The sequence below is a fragment of the Bartonella sp. B30(2025) genome (assembly GCF_053793825.1).
On sequence record NZ_CP200034.1, the window covers coordinates 1,488,336 to 1,511,441 of the forward strand.

20 protein-coding genes are annotated in these 23,106 nt (G+C 37.7%); 5 read left to right on the forward strand and 15 right to left on the reverse strand.

Annotated elements, in window-relative coordinates; all coding sequences use genetic code 11:
- Nucleotides 1–84 precede the first annotated feature (84 nt).
- Complete coding sequence (gpsA, locus tag V4P55_RS06340; RefSeq protein WP_455474248.1) at nt 85–1,116, forward strand: NAD(P)H-dependent glycerol-3-phosphate dehydrogenase; 1,032 nt, start codon at nt 85–87, stop codon at nt 1,114–1,116.
- Between the two features lie 237 nt (nt 1,117–1,353).
- Here the strand turns inward: gpsA and fabI are convergent, their stop codons facing one another.
- From fabI to fabA, 3 genes are read right to left on the reverse strand one after another with little or no spacing between them, the layout of a single operon-like run.
- The gene (gene fabI, locus V4P55_RS06345) at nt 1,354–2,172 is read right to left on the reverse strand and encodes an enoyl-ACP reductase FabI (protein WP_455474249.1); all 819 of its coding nucleotides are present in this window, start codon (nt 2,170–2,172) and stop codon (nt 1,354–1,356) included.
- A 49-nt stretch (nt 2,173–2,221) separates the two neighbouring features.
- Entirely contained in the window at nt 2,222–3,442 is a 1,221-nt protein-coding gene (gene fabB / locus V4P55_RS06350; protein ID WP_455474250.1) for a beta-ketoacyl-ACP synthase I, read from the reverse strand.
- A 48-nt stretch (nt 3,443–3,490) separates the two neighbouring features.
- On the reverse strand, nt 3,491–4,000 hold the full coding sequence (gene fabA / locus V4P55_RS06355; RefSeq protein ID WP_455474251.1) for a 3-hydroxyacyl-[acyl-carrier-protein] dehydratase FabA: 510 nt from the start codon (nt 3,998–4,000) through the stop codon (nt 3,491–3,493).
- A 238-nt stretch (nt 4,001–4,238) separates the two neighbouring features.
- Between fabA and irrA the strand changes: the two genes are divergently transcribed.
- A complete protein-coding gene (gene irrA / locus V4P55_RS06360) occupies nt 4,239–4,745 on the forward strand; it encodes an iron response transcriptional regulator IrrA (RefSeq protein WP_455474252.1) in 507 nt (168 codons plus the stop codon).
- A 59-nt stretch (nt 4,746–4,804) separates the two neighbouring features.
- On the opposite strand, the gene V4P55_RS06365 is transcribed toward irrA, so the two are convergent.
- The 5 genes from V4P55_RS06365 to V4P55_RS06385 form a co-directional block, all read right to left on the reverse strand.
- Nucleotides 4,805–5,326: an SH3 domain-containing protein gene (locus tag V4P55_RS06365; RefSeq protein WP_455475066.1), complete on the reverse strand. Its 522-nt coding sequence runs from the start codon at nt 5,324–5,326 to the stop codon at nt 4,805–4,807.
- 523 nt (nt 5,327–5,849) lie between these two features.
- Entirely contained in the window at nt 5,850–6,713 is an 864-nt protein-coding gene (locus V4P55_RS06370) for a C40 family peptidase (RefSeq protein ID WP_455474253.1), read from the reverse strand.
- Between the two features lie 171 nt (nt 6,714–6,884).
- A complete protein-coding gene (locus V4P55_RS06375) occupies nt 6,885–8,258 on the reverse strand; it encodes a leucyl aminopeptidase family protein (RefSeq protein ID WP_455474254.1) in 1,374 nt (457 codons plus the stop codon).
- Nucleotides 8,259–8,276: 18 nt separating this feature from the next.
- The gene (gene coaA, locus V4P55_RS06380; RefSeq protein WP_455474255.1) at nt 8,277–9,275 is read right to left on the reverse strand and encodes a type I pantothenate kinase; all 999 of its coding nucleotides are present in this window, start codon (nt 9,273–9,275) and stop codon (nt 8,277–8,279) included.
- 118 nt (nt 9,276–9,393) lie between these two features.
- Entirely contained in the window at nt 9,394–10,383 is a 990-nt protein-coding gene (locus V4P55_RS06385) for an asparaginase (RefSeq protein WP_455474256.1), read from the reverse strand.
- 212 nt (nt 10,384–10,595) lie between these two features.
- Between V4P55_RS06385 and hslV the strand changes: the two genes are divergently transcribed.
- Both hslV and hslU read left to right on the forward strand, forming a co-directional pair.
- Nucleotides 10,596–11,177: an ATP-dependent protease subunit HslV gene (hslV, locus tag V4P55_RS06390; protein WP_455474257.1), complete on the forward strand. Its 582-nt coding sequence runs from the start codon at nt 10,596–10,598 to the stop codon at nt 11,175–11,177.
- Complete coding sequence (hslU, locus tag V4P55_RS06395; RefSeq protein WP_455474258.1) at nt 11,178–12,488, forward strand: ATP-dependent protease ATPase subunit HslU; 1,311 nt, start codon at nt 11,178–11,180, stop codon at nt 12,486–12,488.
- A 17-nt stretch (nt 12,489–12,505) separates the two neighbouring features.
- On the opposite strand, the gene V4P55_RS06400 is transcribed toward hslU, so the two are convergent.
- The 3 genes from V4P55_RS06400 to rpsO all read right to left on the reverse strand — a co-directional run bounded on the left by V4P55_RS06400 (nt 12,506) and on the right by rpsO (nt 16,309).
- The gene (locus V4P55_RS06400) at nt 12,506–13,504 is read right to left on the reverse strand and encodes a class I SAM-dependent methyltransferase (protein ID WP_455474259.1); all 999 of its coding nucleotides are present in this window, start codon (nt 13,502–13,504) and stop codon (nt 12,506–12,508) included.
- A gap of 72 nt (nt 13,505–13,576) precedes the next feature.
- Entirely contained in the window at nt 13,577–15,778 is a 2,202-nt protein-coding gene (gene pnp, locus V4P55_RS06405) for a polyribonucleotide nucleotidyltransferase (protein WP_455474260.1), read from the reverse strand.
- Nucleotides 15,779–16,039: 261 nt separating this feature from the next.
- Nucleotides 16,040–16,309: a 30S ribosomal protein S15 gene (gene rpsO / locus V4P55_RS06410; RefSeq protein WP_455474261.1), complete on the reverse strand. Its 270-nt coding sequence runs from the start codon at nt 16,307–16,309 to the stop codon at nt 16,040–16,042.
- A 327-nt stretch (nt 16,310–16,636) separates the two neighbouring features.
- Between rpsO and V4P55_RS06415 the strand changes: the two genes are divergently transcribed.
- Complete coding sequence (locus V4P55_RS06415) at nt 16,637–18,265, forward strand: MFS transporter (protein ID WP_455475067.1); 1,629 nt, start codon at nt 16,637–16,639, stop codon at nt 18,263–18,265.
- Between the two features lie 122 nt (nt 18,266–18,387).
- Here V4P55_RS06415 and truB read toward each other — a convergent pair whose 3' ends face one another.
- The 4 genes from truB to V4P55_RS06435 all read right to left on the reverse strand — a co-directional run bounded on the left by truB (nt 18,388) and on the right by V4P55_RS06435 (nt 23,096).
- On the reverse strand, nt 18,388–19,350 hold the full coding sequence (truB, locus tag V4P55_RS06420; protein ID WP_455474262.1) for a tRNA pseudouridine(55) synthase TruB: 963 nt from the start codon (nt 19,348–19,350) through the stop codon (nt 18,388–18,390).
- Nucleotides 19,334–19,762, reverse strand: coding sequence for a 30S ribosome-binding factor RbfA (gene rbfA, locus V4P55_RS06425; protein WP_455474263.1), 429 nt, complete (start codon nt 19,760–19,762; stop codon nt 19,334–19,336). Before rbfA ends, truB begins: the two co-directional genes overlap by 17 nt.
- 125 nt (nt 19,763–19,887) lie before the next feature.
- Nucleotides 19,888–22,464: a translation initiation factor IF-2 gene (gene infB, locus V4P55_RS06430; protein ID WP_455474264.1), complete on the reverse strand. Its 2,577-nt coding sequence runs from the start codon at nt 22,462–22,464 to the stop codon at nt 19,888–19,890.
- Nucleotides 22,461–23,096, reverse strand: a complete 636-nt coding sequence (locus V4P55_RS06435) for an RNA-binding protein (RefSeq protein WP_455474265.1) — start codon at nt 23,094–23,096, stop codon at nt 22,461–22,463. Before V4P55_RS06435 ends, infB begins: the two co-directional genes overlap by 4 nt.
- Between the last annotated feature and the right edge of the window lie 10 nt (nt 23,097–23,106).

Below are 23,106 nucleotides of genomic sequence, written 5' to 3' on the forward strand. Positions count from 1 at the left end.
GTGGTAAAAATATTTTATTTGAAAACATATTGGTAACAGTGACACATAACTAAAATAGAAATTTAAAAAATATCAGGACATTTAATGAATTCGGTTTCAATGACAGTTATTGGTGCTGGTTCTTATGGCACAGCGTTAGCTATTGCGCTTGCGCGTAATCGCCACCGTGTTTTTCTCTGGGGACATGATTCTGAGCATATACAAAAGTTACAGAAATATCGTTGTAATCAGGTGTTTTTGCCTGATGTGCAATTTCCTGATGGTATATTACTTGAAGCATCTCTCGAAATTGTAGTAAGAGCAAGTCGCAATATATTGATAGCTGTTCCAAGTCGTGTGTTTCATGAGGTATTGCACAATATTAGGCCCTACTTGAAGCAAGATTCACGTATTGTGTGGGCAACAAAAGGCTTGGAATATGGTACGGGGCGTCTTTTACAAGAGGTCGCTCGTGAGATTTTGGGTAATCAAATTCCTTTAGCTGTTTTGTCGGGACCAACTTTTGCTAAAGAGCTTGCTATTGGTTTGCCCACTGCAATTACGGTATCGTCTTCTGATGTGGAATTTAGTGAGGAACTACAACAGCTATTTCATTATGGTAAAAGTCTTAGAGTTTATAAAAACTCAGATATGATTGGCGTTCAATTAGGTGGGGCCGCCAAAAATGTCATTGCTATTGGTGCAGGAATATCAGATGGTATGGGATTTGGAGCAAATGCGCGGATAGCTCTTATTACACGAGGATTAGCCGAAATTAGTCGCTTAGGCACTGCGATGGGTGCTGAGCTTTCTACATTTATGGGAATGACGGGCTTAGGTGATTTGGTTTTGACGTGCACTGATAATCAATCACGTAACCGCCGTTTTGGAATGTTAATCGGGCAGGGAATAGATATAGAAGAAGCAAAAAAACAAGTTAGCCAAGTTGTTGAAGGATATTTAAATACTAAGGAAGTGCGTATATTATCACAACGCATCGATGTAGAAATGCCAATTACGGAGCAAATTTATCAAGTCCTCTATTGCGGCAAAAGCGTTCTCGACGCAGCTGATACACTCTTAAGCCGCAAATTGAAAGACGAAATATACGATATTGATCGTAATGCATGTTCTTAAATTATCAAAACGGATGCAGAAATAAATATATAACAGTAGAAATTTAAAAAAATTTTCTTTGTCACTTACAGATATTAGTTTTTTAACGAACTATGAATAATACAAAGCCTTCCTCTTATACGATGACTTAAAAGAATAAAAAATTTGAGTCATCGGTTGAGGTACATTTTTCTATGATGTGTAGATATATGTATTAATTATGTTTATGTTCAGAAAAATATTTAACATCCTTTAAAGTTACTCTTCTTGAGCATCTTCCGCTTTTTTTAACTCTTCGAGTGTTGGCATAGACATGATATTATAACCTGAATCAACATAATGAATTTCACCAGTAACACCTGATGATAAATCGGACAGTAAATAAAGAGCGGCTTTGCCAATTTCATTAATATTTACAGTGCGACGTAATGGTGCATTGCGCCGTTGATGAGAAAAAATGAGTCGTGCGGATGCAATACCATTGCCAGCCAAGGTTCGAATAGGACCAGCTGAAATTGCGTTGACACGGATATTTTGTGAACCAAAATCTGCTGCTAAATAACGCACCATGGATTCTAAAGCGGCTTTGGCAACACCCATAACATTATAATTTGGCACAACTTTTTGTGAAGCGCCATAAGTGAGTGTTAGAAGTGTGCCGCCATGAGGCATAAGCTTACCAGCACGTTGAGCAATTTCAGTAAAAGAATAAGCTGAAATGATCATGGTACGGTTAAAGTTATCGCGCGTTGTGACATCTACGTAACGCCCTTTTAGCTGCGTTTTATCTGAAAAGCCAATGGCATGAACAATGAAGTCGATCGTTCCCCATTCTTTTTCAAGATTCTCAAAAACACAATCAACACTTTCAATTTTTTCAACATCACACTCAAATAGTAATTTGCAACCAAGCTTTTTTGCTAATGGTTGAACACGCTTTCCAAAAGCATCTCCTTGATAAGTTAATGCTAATTCAGCTCCTGCCTCTGCAAGTTGGCAAGCTATGCCCCAAGCAATTGAATGGTCGTTTGCAACTCCCATAATAAGGCCACGTTTACCCTCCATTAAACCTTTCATATTATTCTCCATAAGATCATGCTATTTAAAATCAGCTAAAAATCCCTGCTTATGTATAGCGTTGGAAAATGAGTGTTGCATTAGTGCCCCCGAAACCAAATGTATTTGATAATACAGTGTTAAGCTCTTGATGATCACGACGTTTACGGACAATCGGCATGTCTGCAAAGGCTGGATCAAGCTCTTCAATATGGGCGCTTTCGCAAATAAAGTTATGATTCATCATTAGTAATGTATAAATTGCTTCTTGAACACCTGCTGCACCTAAAGAATGCCCAGTTAAAGATTTGGTAGCAGAAATTGGAGGACACTGATCACCTGTCCCAAAGATGCGGCGGATTGCTTCTATTTCAGGGGGATCACCAACAGGTGTTGCTGTTGCATGGGGATTGATATAATCGATTTTATTGTTCACGGTTGCAAGTGCCATGCGCATGCACCGTTCTGCTCCTTCACCAGATGGAGCGACCATGTCGTGCCCATCGGATGTAGCACCATAACCAACAATTTCACCGTAAATTTTTGCACCTCGTGCTTTAGCGAGTTCTAATTCTTCAAGAACTAAAACGCCGGCTCCCCCAGCAATAACAAATCCATCACGATTAATGTCATAGGCACGCGAAGCTTTTGCTGGTACGTCATTATATTTGCTGGACATAGCACCCATGGCATCAAATAAAACAGATAGTGTCCAGTCCAGATCTTCGCAACCACCGGCAAAGATTCGATCTTGCTTGCAGTATTGTATCATCTCATAAGCATTCCCGATACAATGATTAGATGTAGCACAAGCTGAGGAAATTGAATAATTGATCCCTTTAATTTTAAAGAAAGTTGCAAGCGTTGCGGATGATGTAGAACTCATTGCTTTGGGTACAGCAAAGGGACCGACGCGCTTTGGACCCTTTTGGCGTGCAATGTCGGCAGCTTCAACAATGGATCTCGTAGATGCTCCCCCAGATCCCATAATGATCCCTGTGCGTTCATTTGATATTTCATTAGGTTTTAAACCTGCATCAGCAATTGCTTGATCCATGGCAATATGATTCCATGCAGTTCCACGTCCATGAAAACGCAAAGCACGTCGATCAACTAATTCTTCTATATCAATATCAGGTTTGCCATAAATTCTACTACGAAAACCTAATTCAGCATATTCAGGTGCATAAGAAATTCCAGATTTTGCTTCACGCAAACTGGTTAAAACGGCTTGAGGATTATTTCCAATTGCGGAGACAATTCCCATTCCGGTGATAACAACTCGACGCATTCATACCTCCTTGTTTTTTCAGGATAACAATATGATGAAAATAATGTTTCAGCCTTCTTTGAATAAAGCAACGCGTAAATCATTCGCTTTATAGATGGTTGCTCCATCTGCTTTAACCCATCCATCCGCTATTCCCAAAACCAGATTTCCACGCCGGATACGCTTAAAATCTATTCCATATTCAAGAAGTTTGGTTTGCGGAGTTACCATACCTGATAATTTCACTTCACCTGTTGATATAGCTCTCCCTTTTCCTTTCTCGCCTAACCAACCAAGAAAAAAGCCTGTTAATTGCCACATACCGTCTAATCCAAGACATCCTGGCATAACAGGATCACCTATAAAATGACAATCAAAGAACCATAGGTCAGGAGTAATATCAAATTCGGCACGAACCATTCCTTTATTGTATTCACCATCATCTTCACTGATTTGAGTGATTCGATGAATCATTAACATCGGCGGTGCAGGCAATTGTGCATTTCCTTCACCAAACATTTCGCCGCGAGCGCATTTTAAAAGCTCTTCATAAGTGTAGCGAGACTTTTGTTCAGCCATTGTTACTCCATGTATTTTGTATGTTCTCTACTTCTGCGCTTTTCTTAAACCTACTTTTAGAGTAAATTTAAAGGAGAAGGAAATGATTTTATATCATTTTTGATGACAAAAGCCCTTTTTTTTATGTATTCTGCACAGAAAGTTATTTAAAATAGAATGAATAGATTGTATCATATGCTTTTTATATTTTACAGAGTTTTGACTTTAGTCTAAATGAAAATGTGGTGCAGTTTATGATATGTCGTTAAATGCTACTACAAGCGGTTTAGGATTGAATGAAGAGGAACAGTCCGTGAAAGATTGTGAAAAGGTTATGGAGTATCCTTCCATGCCTATGTTAGAGGGACGTTTACGTCAAAATGGTTTGCGGCCAACACGTCAGAGATTAGAACTTGCTAATATGATTTTTTCTCAAGGCAATCGTCATATTGCCGCTGAAGAGCTATATGAAGAGGCTATTGAATTAGGTGTTCCTGTATCTTTAGCAACTGTTTATAATACACTTCATCAGTTTACAGAAGCAGGATTATTACGGATTATTGCTGTCGAGGGTTCAAAAACTTGGTTTGATACCAATACTTCCGATCACTATCACTTTTATATTGAGGGTGAAAATCGTATTCTTGATATTCCTGGTAATTTGAAAGAATCTCTCATTATTGAGAATTTGCCTAAACCACCGGACGGTATGGAAATTTCTCATGTTGATCTAATAGTTCGGTTAAGACCTAAAAATCCAATGTGATTAGGAAAATCAGAGTATCTCATAAAGAGATAAAAGGATGTAGATTTTTTTATAATTCACTAATTGTTGATTATTTCATCAGGGTAGATTCCCCACAGTTGTGGTTGATAAATCCATCCGTAGATATTTTTTATATTTAGTTCACACCAATGTCCATCACATCGGCGGATGTAACCAATGACGTTAGGTTCTACTTCTGCGACAAGCGTTGCGTTGTCTGTAGGGCTTTTGCGCAGCATGATTCTTTTTGTTTTGTCTTTTTGCCATGGGACGGTTATTGCTGTTCTCTTTCCTGATAAAAGCGATTGATATACCCACCCTTCATTGCCTTCAGCATCACGAATTTTGCGCCACTGATCATATTCTTGAATAATTTCAATAGGCAATCCCTGTTTTTGATAAGTAAAAAGAATAGAATAATTGCTTCCTGGCCCGACACGTACATTAACACGGGTAGGTTTAATTGAAGCAAATCTTGGAAGTGGCAGACCACTTGGTCCTAAAGTGTGATTGAGCGTTTGTGCTTGTAAAAAATGAGGATAACTGAATAAAAATACCCCTACTATTAAATATAGTGGCATGAATAATGAAAGTTGAAATAACTTAAAGTATTGCACACTTGAACCTTTTGTCTCTTTGTTTTTCAATAGTCGGCAATCTTAAGATCCAAAGGATATAAGCGAGAACAGATAGAAATGTATAGCATGTGCTGGTTAAAGAGATCTAAACAATGAAACAATTATTATGAAATCGTGAAATGGATAAGCAAAAATTGAATTTTTTGCTATTTGTGAGATTTATATAATGTGCGTTTAATCTATTTTTATTTTAATGAAAACTCTATAATGAGCGGGTTTATTATCTTTAGAATATTTAAAAAAACAGATGAATATGAATAAAAGTTTTTAAAGAAGGTGAAAAATATAAGGATCAGAGGTTAATTTTATTTTACATAAATAAATTTTATGAAAATATGTAGATTTCTCTCTTATACATGAACTGGTAGCCATTGTTGCTGATACTATTTTTGATGATTTTAATACAAATCAATAAAAATATAATAATAACAATATTAGATATGTCATGTTTTTAAAAAAGAATATATTATATTTTCTGAGTTGGTCGACGTTTTGCTGTAGGATATCCACCTTTTTTAGCAATACGCGCAATTGCTTCTTCCAATGGTTCGATCATAACATTTAAAGAGAATCCATTTGCGTGTATGATATTTTTCTGATCAGTCATAATAGCAACATGGCCTTTCCAAAAAATTAAATCGCCTCGTTGAAGATGGTCATTATCTGTAAGTCTTTTGCCTATAGTTTTTTCTTGCATATCAGTATCGCGTAATACCATTTTTCCAGCTAACATCATGGAGAGCTGAACAATTCCTGAGCAATCAATTCCAAAACCACTGACGCCACCCCAAAGATAAGGTGTATGAATAAGGGATTCAGCAACTGTAACATAATCTTCATATACGTGTTCAATGGGGTTAAGATGAGTCGAAACAATAGTTTTTCCGTTTTCAAGAACAGAATATTTTGTATTACGAACTTCGACTTCATCAACAACGGTTACTTTACTTCCTATTGATAAGGCATATTCCACTGGTCCACGTAAATCTGCTTGTAAATATTGAAAAGTGCGCGGTGCTGAAACAATATGTGTTTGTTTTATGGTTGATGTACAAAGAGCTGCAGTTTCGATATAACCAACATAGCCATCTTTAAGCGATTGCGCCCAAGAGAAGGGCTCTGCTTGTTCAAAAATTAAGATTTCTTCCCCGAATAAGCATTCTGTTTGTCTTTCGCTTTCTTTGTTATTTTCTTTAAACAGTGCGGCAACGGGTATATTAACACGTTTTCTTTCACCTTGAACAAAACGTTGAGTTACAAGCTTTTTTTCAAGATGTTGATCTGCCAAATCATTGCTGAATGCGCATAATCTTGGATCTTTATCAACCATTTATTCATCTTTCACTTTTGGGTCTTTTTACCTTTAAACAAGCGTATAAAAACCATGTAAGTTTGACTTTTTATCCTTAAAAAAGAATAAGCCGCAATCTATGGCGCAAATTAATTTAATAATTATTTTGCGCCATAGATTGTACACATTTATGGAAATTTTACGCCATGATTAATTTTTAAAAAGGTGATAAAGAGCACGAATAACTTGTGCAGATCCACCAACAGGAAAACCTGGTTTTTCTTTGTTAACCCATCCGTAGAGATCAAAATGGGCAAAGTGTTTGGCTTTTTCAACAAAAAGGTTAAGGAATAATGCGGCAGCTATAGAGCCCGCAGAGCTTGTTCCCGTTGTATTGTTAATATCAGCGATTGGTGAAGATAATGTTTCTTGATAAGGTTTCCAAAGTGGCATTTGCCAAAGAGGATCAGAAACAGCATGTGCAGATTGAATAACTTGTTGCGCCCATGCTACATTGTTACAGTAAAATGCAGGCAGGTCTGGTCCTAATGCTACGTGAGCTGCTCCTGTTAAAGTAGCCATGCAAAGCATGAATTGTGGGCTTTCTTCATCCCCATAAGTAAGCGCATCGGCAAGAATAAGTCGCCCTTCAGCATCTGTATTGCCAATTTCAACATTTAAACCTTTTCGACTTTTTAGAATATCACCTGGCCGATAAGCATTGGCAGAGATCGCATTTTCAACGGCTGGAATTAAAACACGTAGACGGAAGGGTAATTTAGCATCCATAATAAGTTTAGCCAATCCCAAAACGTGAGCACTGCCCCCCATATCTTTTTTCATGAGTAACATGTTGTTGGCTGATTTTATATCTAATCCTCCACTATCAAAACTTACACCTTTGCCAACCAATGTTATTTTAGGATGGTCTTCTTGTCCCCAGCGCAGATCAATGAGCCGTGGCGCAGTGCTACTTGCTCGTCCTACAGCATGAATCATCGGAAAATTATATGCTAATAGTTCATCTCCACGAATGCTTTTAACATGAGCATTGTAGGTTTCTCCAAGTTTACGTGCTGTTTGCTCTACAATCTCAGGGCTCATATCATTGGCTGGAGTATTAATAAGGTCACGAACTAAAAAGACACTTTCATAAATTCGCTGAATTTCTTTAAGATCTACTGTATCATTAACGTAGATTGACAATGGATTGAAAGAAGAATTTTTACGATAACGGTTAAATTGATAGCTTCCGAATGCCAATCCAAGATAGGCATTTATTTCACTTGAAGCATCTCCTTCTAGATGCCAGTGTCCACCGGCGGGAAGATTTTTGGCAAGGAGTCCTGTGATAAAAGGTTCCTCGCCATCGCCTAGCCCAAATAAGATTTTTTTTAAATGTCCTGTTTCGCTAGGAACGGATAATATTTGTCCAGCTTTTCCAGTGAAATCATTAACTTTTACCCATGTTTTTGTCGCTGTATCAAGTGATAAATTAGAAAGACTTGTCGGATTTACTAAAAGGATAGGGCAACTATTATCAGCACGTGTTGAGGTAAAATTAATGTGGTGTGTGGTATACATATTAAGAACTCCTTATAATCATAATCGTCTAAGTGCGACATATTCGACTAAATGATTTTCTCCCTTTCTTAAAATAAGATTAGATCGTGGTCGCGTCGGTAATATATTCTCTTGTAAATTTTTTAAATTAATCGTTTTCCAAAGGTTTTCAGCAATTTTTAAAGCTTCTTTTTCACTGAGCAACGCATAACGGTGAAAATAGGATTTCGGATTTTGAAAAGCTGTTTTGCGCAAACGTTTGAAGCGTTCCAGATACCAGCGACGAATCACTTTTGTTTCAGCATCTACATAGATTGAAAAATCAAAAAAATCTGAAACGAAGGGAATAATTTTTCCATCTTTTGGAAGATCGCTGACTTGTAACACATTAATTCCTTCAACAATCAATATATCAGGACGGTCAATGATGACAGTTTTAGTTTCCAAAACATCATAGGTCAAATGCGAATAAAGCGGAGCTGTAACATTTCCAACACCAGCTTTTATAGCAGAAAGAAAACACAATAATTTTTTAATGTCATAGGAATCAGGAAAACCTTTACGATCCATACGATTTTTTTGTTGCAAGACGGCGTTAGGGTAAAGAAAACCATCAGTTGTAATTAAATCCACTTTAAGATTAGATGTCCAACGTTTTAAAAGTTCTTGAAGAATGCGAGCGGTGGTTGATTTGCCTACTGCAACAGGTCCAGCAATTCCAATGATAAAAGGCGTTTTATGGGTTTCTTCTTTATGTAAAAATTGCTGACGTTTTTGAAAAAGCTCTTGTATCGCTTCAACATGACTTAATAACAGACGTGATAAAGAAAGATAAATGCGCTGAACTTCATCAAGATCGATCGGATCATTCATGGAGCGTAAACGCTTAATTTCATCAAAAGTCAAAGTGAGTGGTGTATCTGCACGAAATTGAGACCATTCTTGTGCAGTAAAAATACTATAGGGAGAGTATTTATCAGAATTAGACTTAATCAGGTTACTTTTTTGATAAAGTTTTGATATTGTCATATCAATCATTTGTATTAGTCAAATCCTTTTATCCAGCGATAATTAAGCACAAAAAGGCAGACTTTTTGGCATTTAAGTAAATTTTATTTTGTATATGTTCTTTTTTTAAATATAAAATAATTCTAAATTAACTTGTAGTCCAATCATTCCAGCTTGCACTGATTTTTGCTAATGATAGTCCTTTTGCCAAAAAAGCCCATAAAAGCAAGCGTGCTTTTACTGCTGATAAATAGCCAGACATTAAGGCACCAGAAGCAATCATATCGGTTTCTGAACCTTTATAGCCATAGGTTATACGGGCTGTTGCACCGTTATAGCAACGGCTAGCCATGATAATTGGTATCTTTTTTGTATATTGTCGCACGATATCTGCTACTTGAAAACTGCAATGTCCTGCACCAAAACCTGCGATAACAAGACCCGCATAATGTCCACTTTCAAGGCAAAATTTTACTAACTGTGTATCAGAGGATAAAGAAGAATATAAAAGAGCAACTTGGTGATTGTTTTGTTGAGGAAGTTCAAAAGTTGTAGGAAAAAACTTTTTGTCATTAAAATAAATTATTTTTCCTTCCAAAACAGTTCCTAAAGCTCCTGCTAGTCCTGATTGAAATGTTTCAACTTTGACAGTATGACTTTTTTGAATCCAATAAGGTGAATGAATTGTATCATTTATTACAACTAAAACACCTCTATTACGGCTTTGTGAATGAGCCGCAACGCGCGTGGCAGCCAAAATATTAGCAGGTCCATCAGCACCAGCTTCATGAGGGGTCCGCATAGCACCAGTTATGACGAGTGGTTCAGCTTTATTCCAATAAAGGGAAAGAAAAAAAGCTGTTTCTTCTAGCGTATCAGTTCCTTGCGTTAACACGATACCTTCTGCGCCATTTTTTATTTGCTGTGTTGCCCACTCTATTATTTCAAAAAGAATTTTGAAAGATAATGATCCACTTGGTAGTTGAGTTAATGTTTGGGCATGAATATGAGCAATGTTATTTAAGCCAGGAACATTTTTTATAAGTATATCTGAAGTTAAAGTCGGTTGCATTTGGCCCAAATTGTCAGCAGCCATTGCAATTGTTCCTCCTAACGTTCCTATGGCTATTTTTTTCATAATTTTTCCTTTAAAGACTTAAAAAAAATGCAAATTGTTTACCAAGGTTATTTAGCAATAATTTCCATTGACAACAATGATATCATTTTTTTTATTTCAATAAATTGAGTCGTGCTTAATCATTGTGTTTTTTTGTATATGCCCTTAAATAAAGGCAATGATGGTTGGATTTTATGTTTGATGAAGAGAGATCAATATTAAGGAGTTTCTTTATGGAAAAACATAAGCCTAATGTAATGTACGGTACGACTATTATTACTGTACGAAAGGGCGATAAAGTAGTGATGGCTGGTGATGGTCAGGTCTCACTTGGACAGACAATTATGAAAGGCAACGCACGTAAAGTACGTCGTCTTGGGAAAGGTGGAGCGGTTATTGCTGGTTTTGCAGGTGCTACAGCGGATGCTTTTACACTCTTAGAGAGATTGGAAACCAAGCTTGAGCAATATCCTGATCAACTTATGCGCGCATGTGTAGAACTTGCAAAAGATTGGCGAACAGATCGTTATTTGCGTCGTCTTGAAGCAATGATGCTTGTGGCTGATAAGAAAGTAACTTTAGCTTTAACAGGGCTTGGTGATGTTCTAGAGCCAGAAGACGGAGTCATGGCGATTGGTTCTGGAGGCAATTTTGCTCTTTCTGCTGCAAAAGTGCTCATGGATATGGATTTGGATGCGGAAACCATCGCACGTAAAGCTATGGACATTGCCGCTAAAATTTGTGTTTATACCAACGATCATTTTATAATCGAAACATTAGATGCAGAATTATCTTCTTTAGAGAAAGCTATTTGAATGTGTGTTGTATTTTCCCCTCGCGAGACTGTTTCTGAACTTGATCGTTTTATTATTGGTCAAAATGATGCTAAACGTTCTGTTGCTATTGCATTACGCAATCGGTGGCGTCGACAGCAGCTTGATGCTCCAATGCGTGAAGAAGTTATGCCAAAAAATATTTTGATGATAGGACCAACAGGTGTTGGAAAAACAGGTATAGCGCGTCGATTAGCAAAGCTTGCCGGGGCGCCTTTTGTAAAAGTAGAAGCAACTAAATTTACTGAAGTGGGTTATGTAGGACGTGATGTTGAGCAGATTATTCGTGATCTTGTTGAGATTGCAATTTCTCTTGTGCGTGAAAAAAAACGAGATGAAGTTAAAGCAAAGGCGCACATTAATGCAGAAGAACGTGTTTTAGATGCTCTTGTTGGGAAAACGGCAAGTCCTGCTACTCGTGATAGCTTTCGCAAAAAATTGCGTGATGGTGAACTGGATGATAAAGAGATTGAAATAGAAGTGGCTGATAATAGCAGTAATAGTGCATCAACCTTTGATATTCCTGGTATGCCTGGTGCGCAAATGGGAATTATGAATTTATCAGATATTTTTGGAAAAATGGGTAGTCGTACAAAGATTCGTAAAACGACAGTAAGAGATGCTTATAAGCCACTTATTTATGATGAATCTGAAAAACTTCTTGATCAAGATCAAATTATTCAAGAAGCGCTACGCGTTGCTGAAAATGATGGAATTGTTTTTATTGATGAAATTGATAAAATTGCTACCAGAGATGGTGGAGCAGGCGCTGCTATTTCACGTGAAGGAGTTCAAAGGGATCTTTTGCCTCTGGTTGAAGGAACAACAGTTGCTACAAAATATGGACAAATAAAAACAGATCATATCTTATTTATTGCATCAGGTGCATTTCATGTTGCAAAGCCATCTGATTTATTACCAGAGCTTCAGGGACGTTTACCCATCCGCGTAGAGCTAAACGCTTTAACAAGGGAAGATTTACGACGAATTCTGACTGAACCTGAAGCGAGTCTGATTAAGCAATATATCGCTTTAATGGCAACGGAAGAGGTACAATTAGAAATTACTGATGATGCGATTGATGCTTTAGCGGATATTGCTGTAGATCTAAACGCAAGAATTGAAAATATTGGAGCGCGACGTTTGCAGACAGTGATGGAGCGTGTTCTGGATGAAATTTCTTTTACTGCGCCTGATAAAGCTGGAACTTCGTTTAAGGTTGATGCTGCTTATGTTAGAAAATCTATAGGTGATCTTGCTGCTGATGTCGATCTTTCACGTTTCATTCTTTGACGATCGCTTGTTATCATCTATCGATGTGCTTCGATAATTTTAAAATTAGGAGTGTCTTCGTTTATTAATACTGTATGAAAGATATTTCTTAACAAAGTTTCATAAGGCAGGTGGCGATTCGCAACAAGAAGTAATTTGCCACCTGGTCTTAAGTATTTTGCAGCATTTATTATGAAATGCTGACCCAATGAGACATCTGTAGCTCGTTGCGTGTGGAATGGTGGATTTGAAATGATAGTGTCATATCGGTCTGTAATGGATTCATGCACAAGATCATGCCAATAAAAACGAATCGGAATAGAAGGTTTTATGTGTTTCAAGTGCTGTTTAGCTGCTTCCAAAGCATTATAGTCAGCTTCATAAAGATCAAGGGTTGTTAGCTTCTCACTTTTTTCAAGTGCTGCATAAGAAAGAAATCCCCAGCCTGCGCCAAAGTCAGCAGTTTTTCCAGAAATGACTTTAGGAATATGCAAAGCAAGAGCAGCAGATCCTGGATCAATGCGACCGTGCGAGAACATGCCAGAAGTAGTCTGAAATTTATTTTCAAAAAGGAGCAGTGGTGAACGTAATTGCGCAATATGCTGTTTATCTATCTGTTGTGGAACTTGAAGCCAGAATACCAAACCGTGATTTTTAGATAATTTATTTGTGATGGGAGCAATTGTTTTCACCCATTTCATCATTGAAGCTGCACCAGCAGTTTTATTTCCACCAATGATAAGCCATCCACCCGGTTTAACGCGTTCTAATAAATCAAGAAAATAATTTTGGTTTAGTCCGCGATATTTGCTTAAATACAAAAATGCGCCATCATATATAGAAGTTTGGTCTATGTTGGGGGAACAGCAAAATTGGGCATTGGCAAATTTTAAAAAGTCCGGTCGCCAAGGTGTTATGACTTTTAAATTTTTTGTCCATTCTAGGGTAGGGAGATCAGTTAAACCAAAACTTAGCCAATATTGGTTTGGTTTTGGAAAAGGTAAATCACAATTTTTAAAAGGTAAAAATAGCAACACATATGGCTCTTTTAAAGAAAAAAGCCACTCCAATATCAGAATGGCATTTTATTTCATAATAGAAGCAGCAGATCAATCTTCTTTTTTTCTACGACGGCGTTTATTTTCAGATGTATTTTTTTCATCATCCCCATTTTCTTTTTCTGTTTTTGCTACATCATCACCCGAAATTTCTTCACCGGTTTGTTGATCAACAATTTTCATTGATAATCGAATTTTACCACGTTCATCAAAGTCCATTAATTTAACCCAGACTTTATCACCTTCTTTAACAACATCTGTTGTTTTGGCGACACGTTCTGATGCAAGTTGAGAAATATGAACAAGCCCATCGCGTGAGCCAAAAAAGTTTACAAATGCACCAAATTCGGCAGTTTTTACAACTGTTCCTTGATAGATAGCACCAACTTCAGGTTCATCAACAATTGAGTGGATCCATTGTTTTGCTGCTTTAATGGTTTTAGAGTCAGTAGAAGCAATTTTAATTGTTCCATCATCCTCAATATTAATTTTTGCTCCAGTTTGCTCAACAATTTCTCGGATAACTTTCCCACCAGAGCCTATAACATCACGAATTTTATCAACAGCAATATTCATGACTTCAATGCGGGGAGAAAATTCACTAAGTTCATCGCGTGCGCTAGTTAGAGCTTTTGACATTTCTTTAAGAATATGAATGCGTCCACCTTTTGCTTGCTCAAGTGCAATTTTCATAATTTCTTCGGTAATGCCATCAATTTTGATATCCATTTGTAAAGCAGTAATACCATTTTCTGTACCCGCTACCTTGAAATCCATGTCACCAAGGTGATCTTCATCTCCTAAAATATCAGAAAGAATAGCAAAGCGCTCACCTTCTTTAATCAATCCCATAGCAATGCCTGCAATGGGTCGCGTTAAAGGAACACCAGCATCCATCAATGCAAGTGACGTTCCACATACTGTTGCCATTGAAGAAGATCCATTGGATTCGGTGATTTCTGAAACAGCGCGGATAGTATAAGGAAAAGATTCCTTAGTTGGCAACATAGGATGAATAGCGCGCCATGCTAATTTCCCATGCCCAATTTCGCGGCGACCAGGCGAACCAAGACGTCCTACTTCACCTACTGAAAATGGCGGAAAATTATAATGGAGTAGGAATGTTTCTCTATACACACCTGTCAAAGAGTCAATATATTGTTCGTCCTCTCCAGTTCCTAGTGTTGCGATAACAATAGCTTGTGTTTCTCCACGGGTAAAAAGTGCTGATCCATGTGTTCGAGGAAAAATACCCACTTCTGATTGGATTGGACGCACTGTTGAAAGATCACGTCCATCAATGCGTTTGCCTGTATCAAGAATGCTTCCACGTACAATTTTTGCTTGTAACTGTTTAAAAACAGTTGCAATTTGATCAAGACTAAATTTACATTCTTCTTCGATTTCTGGCGTAAATTTGTTGATGATTTCTGTTTTTATAGCATCAATTGCAGCGTGGCGTTCTTGTTTATCAGTAATTGTATAAGCTTTTCGTATATCTTGTTCAGCTATTTTTAACATAGCTTCTTCGAGCTCAGAAAGATCGTCAGGAACGAACTCACGAGGATCTTTTGCAGCAACTTCAGCAAGTTTAATGATAGCATCAATAACAGGTTGAAAGCTTTTATGCCCAAACATTACTGCCTCTAACATTATGTCTTCAGGCAATTCTTGTGCTTCTGATTCAACCATCAAGACCGCACTTTCTGTCCCTGCGACGATAAGATCAAGTTTTGATTCAGGCATTTCATCAATATTAGGGTTAAGAACATATTGTCCGTTACAGTAACCAACACGAGCACCGGCAATGGGTCCCATGAAAGGAACACCTGATAAAGTTAAGGCGGCAGAAGATGCAATCATCGCTAGAATATCAGGATTGTTTTCGAGATCATGCTGTATGACAGAAACGATAACTTGTGTTTCATTTTTATAACCATCAGCAAAAAGAGGTCGAATTGGACGATCGATTAGACGTGAAATTAATGTTTCATGTTCACTCGGGCGACTTTCACGCTTAAAGTACCCTCCGGGGATTTTTCCAACAGCATAAGATTTTTCTTGATAATTAACTGTGAGCGGAAAAAAATCTTGGTCTGGTTTTGGACTTTTTGCCGATACAACGGTTGCTAAAACAATAGTTTCACCATAGGTGGCAATCACTGCACCATCAGCTTGACGCGCTATTTTCCCTGTTTCAAGGGTGAGGGGACGACCAGCCCATTCAATTTCTACTTTGTGCGTTTTGAACATTTTTTATCCTTAGTGCCAGTGTTCACATCCTAAATATTAAGTGCTCACAATTTTAATTCTGTGTAGCATGTTTTTAAGCTATGGGTAAGATAACAAGATACTCCTGTTTTTGTGCAAAAAAATAAATCGCAATTAAAACGCGAAGCACCCAATAATCCTATCCCACGACGGTTTTATTCAGCAATTTTTAAAGTTTTTAATTAAAAACAGCAAGTCAGAATAGATGGGTGGATTTTTAAAAAATGCTATCCACCCGTTTTTTTAGCGACGTAAACCTAATTTTCCGATAAGAATCTGATAACGACTTGGATCAGTTTTTTTAAGATAATCAAGTAGACGACGGCGTTGAGATACCATTTTTAAAAGTCCACGACGAGAATGGTTATCTTTTTTATGAAATTTAAAATGATGAGTCAGATTAGAAATACGTTCAGAAAGTACAGCAACTTGCACTTCTGGTGATCCTGTATCCCCAACTTTATTGGCATATTCTGCGATGAGGGCTTGTTTACGTTCAACTGTAATCGACATCGTATTATCCTTTCAACAATAAAGAAATAAAAACACTACTCCCTGGCCGAGATGTCGTTCAGCAAGGGCTTGCGAAGAAAACAACAAGAAGCGTTCAAGATTCTTGCTTATTTTGGCATTTATATAGGAAAGAAGGTCAAAATGCTAGTCCTTGAAGAAACTTCAAAAATCTTCATTGATGAATTATTGTGTTTTGAAATGTTGATTTTAAGAGTATTTTATGAGAAGTTTTAAAAAATTATGCATTTTTTTGTATACAGAAATTACTGCTTTGCATAGCATATTTATGGGGGGAAAAATAATAGCATGCCGATTTGGAGGCAAAAGGTGCAGAGCGCTTCAACGTTAGAACTTTTTCGTAATTCGATATTTCGTAATTTATGGTCTGCTACACTCATTTCTAATTTAGGAGGACTGATACAAAATGTAGGAGCAGGCTGGTTGATGGCGTTGATTAGTTCTTCGCACTCTATGGTTGGACTTGTTCAAAGTGCTACAGTATTACCACTTGTTGTGTTTTCTTTGATAGCTGGAGCTTTAGCTGATAATTATAATCGACGTCGTATCATGTTGTGCGCGCAGATTATTATGATGGTTCTGTCAATTAATTTAGCTATTTTATCTTATTTAGAACTTTTGACTCCTTGGCTTTTATTATTTTTTACATTTTTGATTGGATCTGGAAACGCTTTTCATAATCCTTCTTGGCAAGCAACAATGGGAGATATTGTAAGCAGGAAAAATATCGCTGCTGCTGTTAGTCTGAACAGTGTTGGCTTTAATTTGATGCGTAGTATAGGACCCGCTATTGGTGGTAGTATCATCGCTATTTTAGGTATAACTGCAGCTTTTTTATTTAATGCCATAAGTTATATTTTTTTAATTGGTGTCTTATTTTTGTGGAAACCGAATTATAAAAGGAATCCATTGCCAAGAGAAAGATTTTTAGGAGCTATTGGAGATGGTTTGCGCTATGTTGCAATGTCTCCCAATCTTCTTAGCATTATGGTCAGAGCATTTCTTTTCGGGGTTGGGGCGGTTTCGATTTTGGCATTATTGCCGATTATTGCGCATGACACTCTTGGAGGGAATGCAGTTCTCTATGGGACATTACTTGGTTGTTTCGGTTTAGGAGCTATTGTCGCGGGTGTTATTAATGCAATTGTACGGTATTACTTTCGTTCAGAGACAATTGTTGTAAGTTCATTTATTGGTTTTGCTTTTTCTTGCATTTTTTTGGCAATAAGTCATTCATTAATTATAAGCCATGTTGTATTGTTTCCAGCAGGTTTGTGTTGGGTTTTAGCGTTATCATTGTTTAATACATCGGTACAGCTTTCTACGCCACGTTGGGTTGTTGCACGTGCTTTATCGCTCTATCAGACGGCATCTTTTGGTGGTATGGCTATTGGAAGCGCAATTTGGGGGGCAGTTGCAGATGGTTATTCTCCAACAATTGCTTTGAGTGTTTGTGCTTTATTTTTAGTTTTTGGAGCTCTTGCAGGAATAAAATTTAAAATTCAAGAAATTCCTCAGATAGATCTTGATCCTCTTGATCACTTTAGGGAACCAGAACTTTTACTCGACTTAAAAGCACAAAGTGGTCCGATTATGATTATGATTGATTATCAAATTCATGAAAATGATCTGGAAGAATTTTTTGAGGTTATGACACGTCGTAGACATATTCGTTTACGTGATGGTGCTCGCCAATGGGTTCTCTTACGTAATCTTGAACAGCCTGATTGCTGGACAGAGGCTTATCATATGCCAACTTGGGTAGATTATTTGCGTCATAATCATCGTCGCACAAAAGCAGATGCAGAGGTAAATAAGCATTTGCATCGCTTAAATTATGCACCCAACGGTATAAAAGTACACCGCATGATTGAGAGACAAACAATACCACATGTCAATGAAATGCATTTAAAATCATCTCCTGATCACTTAGCTTAATTGTGAAGAGGCGAGCATAAGATAAATGCACCATTTTCATTTTTTATGAGGATAAAAGTTATTTTCTACTCAAAATAAGACTCTTGTAGGCAGCAGCTTATTAATTAAGGAAAGGCTTTTTATTAAATTGTAAAAATGCGCTTTGGTTTGAATTGGTTTTGGACAAGAGCACCTATGGCCAAAAGCTGATCTTTGTAAATTACACAAATCTCATCATCATCAATAGATGTATTGTTGTTATTTAGCAATATTGGGTTTCCCATTTTTACACGTTGTGCTTGTGTTTCGTTAAGAGTGTAATGAGAAAGACAAGCGAGTGCAGCGCTTGTTTCAATTAATAATTTATCAAGTCCCGTAAAATTTTTTAAAGGAAGCGAACCATTTTGATTTGTTGTTACACTGTTATCATGTACTACTTCCGTTAGTTCATTCCATGTAACAAGATCATCTTCATTAAAAGGTGCTACTGCGATGCGTCTTAAATTAGCAATATATCCATAACAACCAAGGTCACGTCCTATATCTCGTGCTAAGGAGCGCACATAAGTTCCTTTCCCGCATGTTATTTCAAAAACGCTGTACTCTTTGGTAGTTGCTTCGATTAATTTAAACGTTTTTACTTCCACTTGCCTTGGCGAAATTTCAACAACTTCACCTTCACGTGCTAAATCATAGGCGCGATTACCAGCAATTTTGATTGCTGAAAATTGTGGGGGGGTTTGCCAAATAACACCTGTGTATTTAGGGAGAATAGCGAGTATCTCTTCTTTTGTGGGACGTTTAGAAGATGTTTTTGTGACTTCACCTTCTAGATCATCTGTTAAGCGTTCTTCTCCCCAAATGATATGAAAACGATAAGTTTTTGTACCTCTCATAACATAAGGGACAGTTTTAGTTGCTTCGCCTAGCGCAATTGGTAAAAGTCCAGAAGCAAGTGGATCAAGGGTGCCTGCGTGTCCTGCTTTTTGTGCATTAAAGAGTCTTTTTATTTTTGAGACAGCTTCTGTTGATCTCATCCCGTTCGGTTTATCAAATATTACCCAACCAGAAATAGCACGTCCTTTTTTTTTACGTTTCCTTATCATGATTTTTGTCCTCATATTCATCATTATTGCTTAGATCACGTGCTACTTCGGGTGAGCGGAGTAGAGCATCAATTTTTGCAAAATTATCAAAACTACAATCAAGCCGAAAACGTAATTCAGGCATATATTTCATTTGCCGCAATGAATGACTTACTTCTCCACGAATAAAGCGGCTGTGTTTATTCAGGATGTTAACAACATCAGTATTAGAATCATCATTAAGAGTATTGAGAGGAGATACAAAACAAGTAGCAATTCTTAAATCTGGTGACATACGTACTTCAGAGACAGAAATCACAACATTTTTCAAGATATTATCAAGTAAAATGCCTCGTTGTAGCGCATAAGCTATCGCATGACGCACTTGCTCCCCCACCTTTAATTGTCGTTGTGACGGATTTGCATTTTTCATGAACGCTCTACCTTTGTTACAACCCCTCTTACTTTCAATATTGAAAGTGTAAAAAAGACCGAGGCATTGTATGTGAATTCCAATAACTTTGCTCATATCAAAAATGGAAAAGCTATTGGATTATTTTATAATGTGCGATTAACGTGTTCGACGCGGAATATTTCAATGATGTCTCCAGAACGCATATCTTCATAATTTTCGAACGCTATTCCACATTCCTGGCCGCTTTGTACTTCATTGACTTCATCTTTGAAACGCTTAAGCGTTTTAAGTTTTCCTTCATGAATGACAATATTATCACGGATAAGACGAACACCAGCCCCACGTTCTATTTTACCTTCTGTAACGCGACATCCTGCAACTTTTCCAATTTTTGTAATGCTAAATACTTCTAGAATTTCGGCATTACCAAGAAATGTTTCACGCTGCTCCGGTGAGAGTAGCCCTGACATAGCAGCCTTTATATCATCAACGAGATCATAGATGATATTATAATAACGGATTTCGATTCCTTGTGTTTTAGCTGCAGCATGCGCTTGCTTATTTGCTCGAACATTAAAGCCAATTACAGCAGAATTGGAAGCTTCGGCAAGCGAAATATCACTTTCAGTAATACCCCCAGTAGCTGAATGTACTATACGTGCACGCACTTCGTCATTTCCTAATTTCTCTAATGCTGAAGCAATAGCTTCAATTGAACCTTGCACATCTCCTTTGATAATAAGCGAAAATTCTTTTATACCGGAGGTTTGTAATTTGCTCATCATCTGTTCAAGAGAACCACGAGAACCCGTTTGCCGAGCTACAGCTTTATCACGTGCTAATCGTTGACGATATTCAGAAATTTCACGTGCCTTTGCTTCATGGGTAACAACAGCAAAACGATCTCCAGCTTGAGGTGTTCCTTGCATACCCAAAATTTCAATTGGAGTAGAAGGAACAGCTTCTTTGATATGACGACCATGGTCATCAATTAAGGCGCGTACACGTCCCCATTCATTACCAGCGACAATAATATCAGAAGGATGCAATGTGCCTTTTTGAACAAGAACCGTTGCAACAGATCCGCGCCCCCGATCTAATTTAGCTTCAATGACAACGCCTTCTGCAGTTCTTTTGGGGTCTGCTTTTAGATCAAGAATCTCAGCTTGAAGAAGAATAGCTTCAAGAAGTTTATCAATATTTTGCCCCGTTTTAGCCGAAACTTCAACTTCCAAAGTTTCTCCCCCCATGCTCTCAACAAAGACTTCATGATGTAGAAGTTCTGTTCGCACTTTTTGCGCATCAGCAGCTGGTTTATCAATTTTGTTGATAGCGACAATAATGGGAACGCCAGCAGCTTTGGCGTGATTAATAGATTCAATGGTTTGTGGCATAACACTATCATCAGCAGCGACAACCAGAACAGCAATATCTGTAACACGAGCTCCACGAGCACGCATAGCTGTAAACGCAGCGTGTCCTGGTGTATCAATAAAGGTAATTTTTTGACCGTTTTTCTCTACTTGATAAGCACCAATATGTTGAGTAATACCCCCCGTTTCACCAGATGCAACATTCGCTTTTCGAATGGCGTCGAGAAGGGATGTTTTTCCGTGGTCAACGTGACCCATAATTGTTACAACTGGTGGGCGTGGCTGCATTTTCTGAGGATTATCAGTGATATTAAAAATCCCCTCTTCTACATCAGATTCTAAGACACGTTTAACAGTGTGACCAAATTCGACAGCAATAAGCTCAGCGACATCCGCATCAATAATATCGCCGGGTTTCATCATTTGTCCCTGTTTCATCAAAAACTTAATCACATCAACGGAGCGTTCAGTCATACGCTGTGCAAGTTCTTGAATGGTAATGGTTTCAGGAAGAATCACTTCACGAGAAATTTTTTCCCGTGGCTCTTGATTTTGTGCACGTTTAAACTTTTCTTGCCTGCGGCGCATTGCAGCCATTGAACGTCCACGCGCATTACCTTCTTCATCTAATGCGCTATTGAGGGTAATTTTTCCACGACGTCTTTCATCTGCACCTTTCACAACTTTTGATGCACGCACTTCTGATTTAGAAGAATTAGAACGTCGGTTATGTCTATCATCGTCTTTATCATCATCATCATTGTGCTTTTCAGCTGCATTTATGTTTTTAGGTGGTACCGAATTTGTATTTTTAAGTGATAGAGATTTAGGCTTGATAGGAATTTCTACTGTTTCTGTTATGGGCAGAGCTGGAGAAGTGGAAGAAGTCTGTATCGTAGAGATTTCATTTTCCTGCTTCATTTTTTCTTCTTTAGCTTTTTCTTCTTCAGCTGTTTTTTTCAAAATTTCTTCACGCTCTTTAGCCTGTCTTTCTTGTTCTTCGGCTTTTTCACGCATTATTTTTTCTTGGATGTGCGCTTCTTCTAAAGCACGAAGTCTTGCCTTCATTTCAGCTGATGAAAGACTATTCTTTGCTACAGGTTCACTCGGCATTGCTTCTTCAAATTTTGGTTTGGAGCGTTGTGTAGCCACATGGGGTTTTGTAATTGGCTGTGGTGTTTCAGCTTTTTCATCAGGCCGCGTAATTTTGCGCCGCTTGGTTTCGACAACTACAGCTTTTGTACGACCATGGCTAAAGTTTTGTTTGACCGTGCTGGTTTCTAAGACTGGACGTTTTAAGGTAAGCGTCCTTTTGACTGTTATTTTGTCGTTATTACTTTCACTCATTGTATTTCCTTCACGGCTTGTGCGGTCATTTCACCAAGCTTACTGAGCTTGTTATCACGATAAGCAATCAATTTATGTATCTCTTTAAGAAATCCTTCTGCTGCTTTCATGTTTAATAAGGCTGCATGCATTACAGCGTTATTCCCAAAAGCTACTTTCATTTCATTACTTGTAAATAAAGATATAGTTTTTATGTCCCAGTTTATTTGTTGCTGTACCATATGAATGGCTTGTGAAATTTTTCTTTTTCCATCTTCTTTAGCTTCCTTGGCATGGATCACGAGAATGACTTGACCAGAACGGATGGCTGCATCAACTTTTGCTGCTCCTGTAATAATAGCGCCTGCTTTGCGCATCATAGAAAGGCTTCCAAGAGCGGATTTTAGCAACAGTGTATCCACAGTATGCGCAAGATCTGATGCAACTTCAACATCTGTTTTAAAACTTTTGCTAAAAGCTTTTTGTTTTATTGCTTTTTCGATGGCAGAATGGTAGGCAGAGACCCATACGCCACGCCCAGGTAAATTAGATTTCAAATCAGGAACAATTTGATTATTTGGACCAATAACAAAACGGATCAGCGTTTCTGCTGAAGCATTTTTTTTTGTCACAATACAGGTCCGATTGTTCATTTAAAGTGTA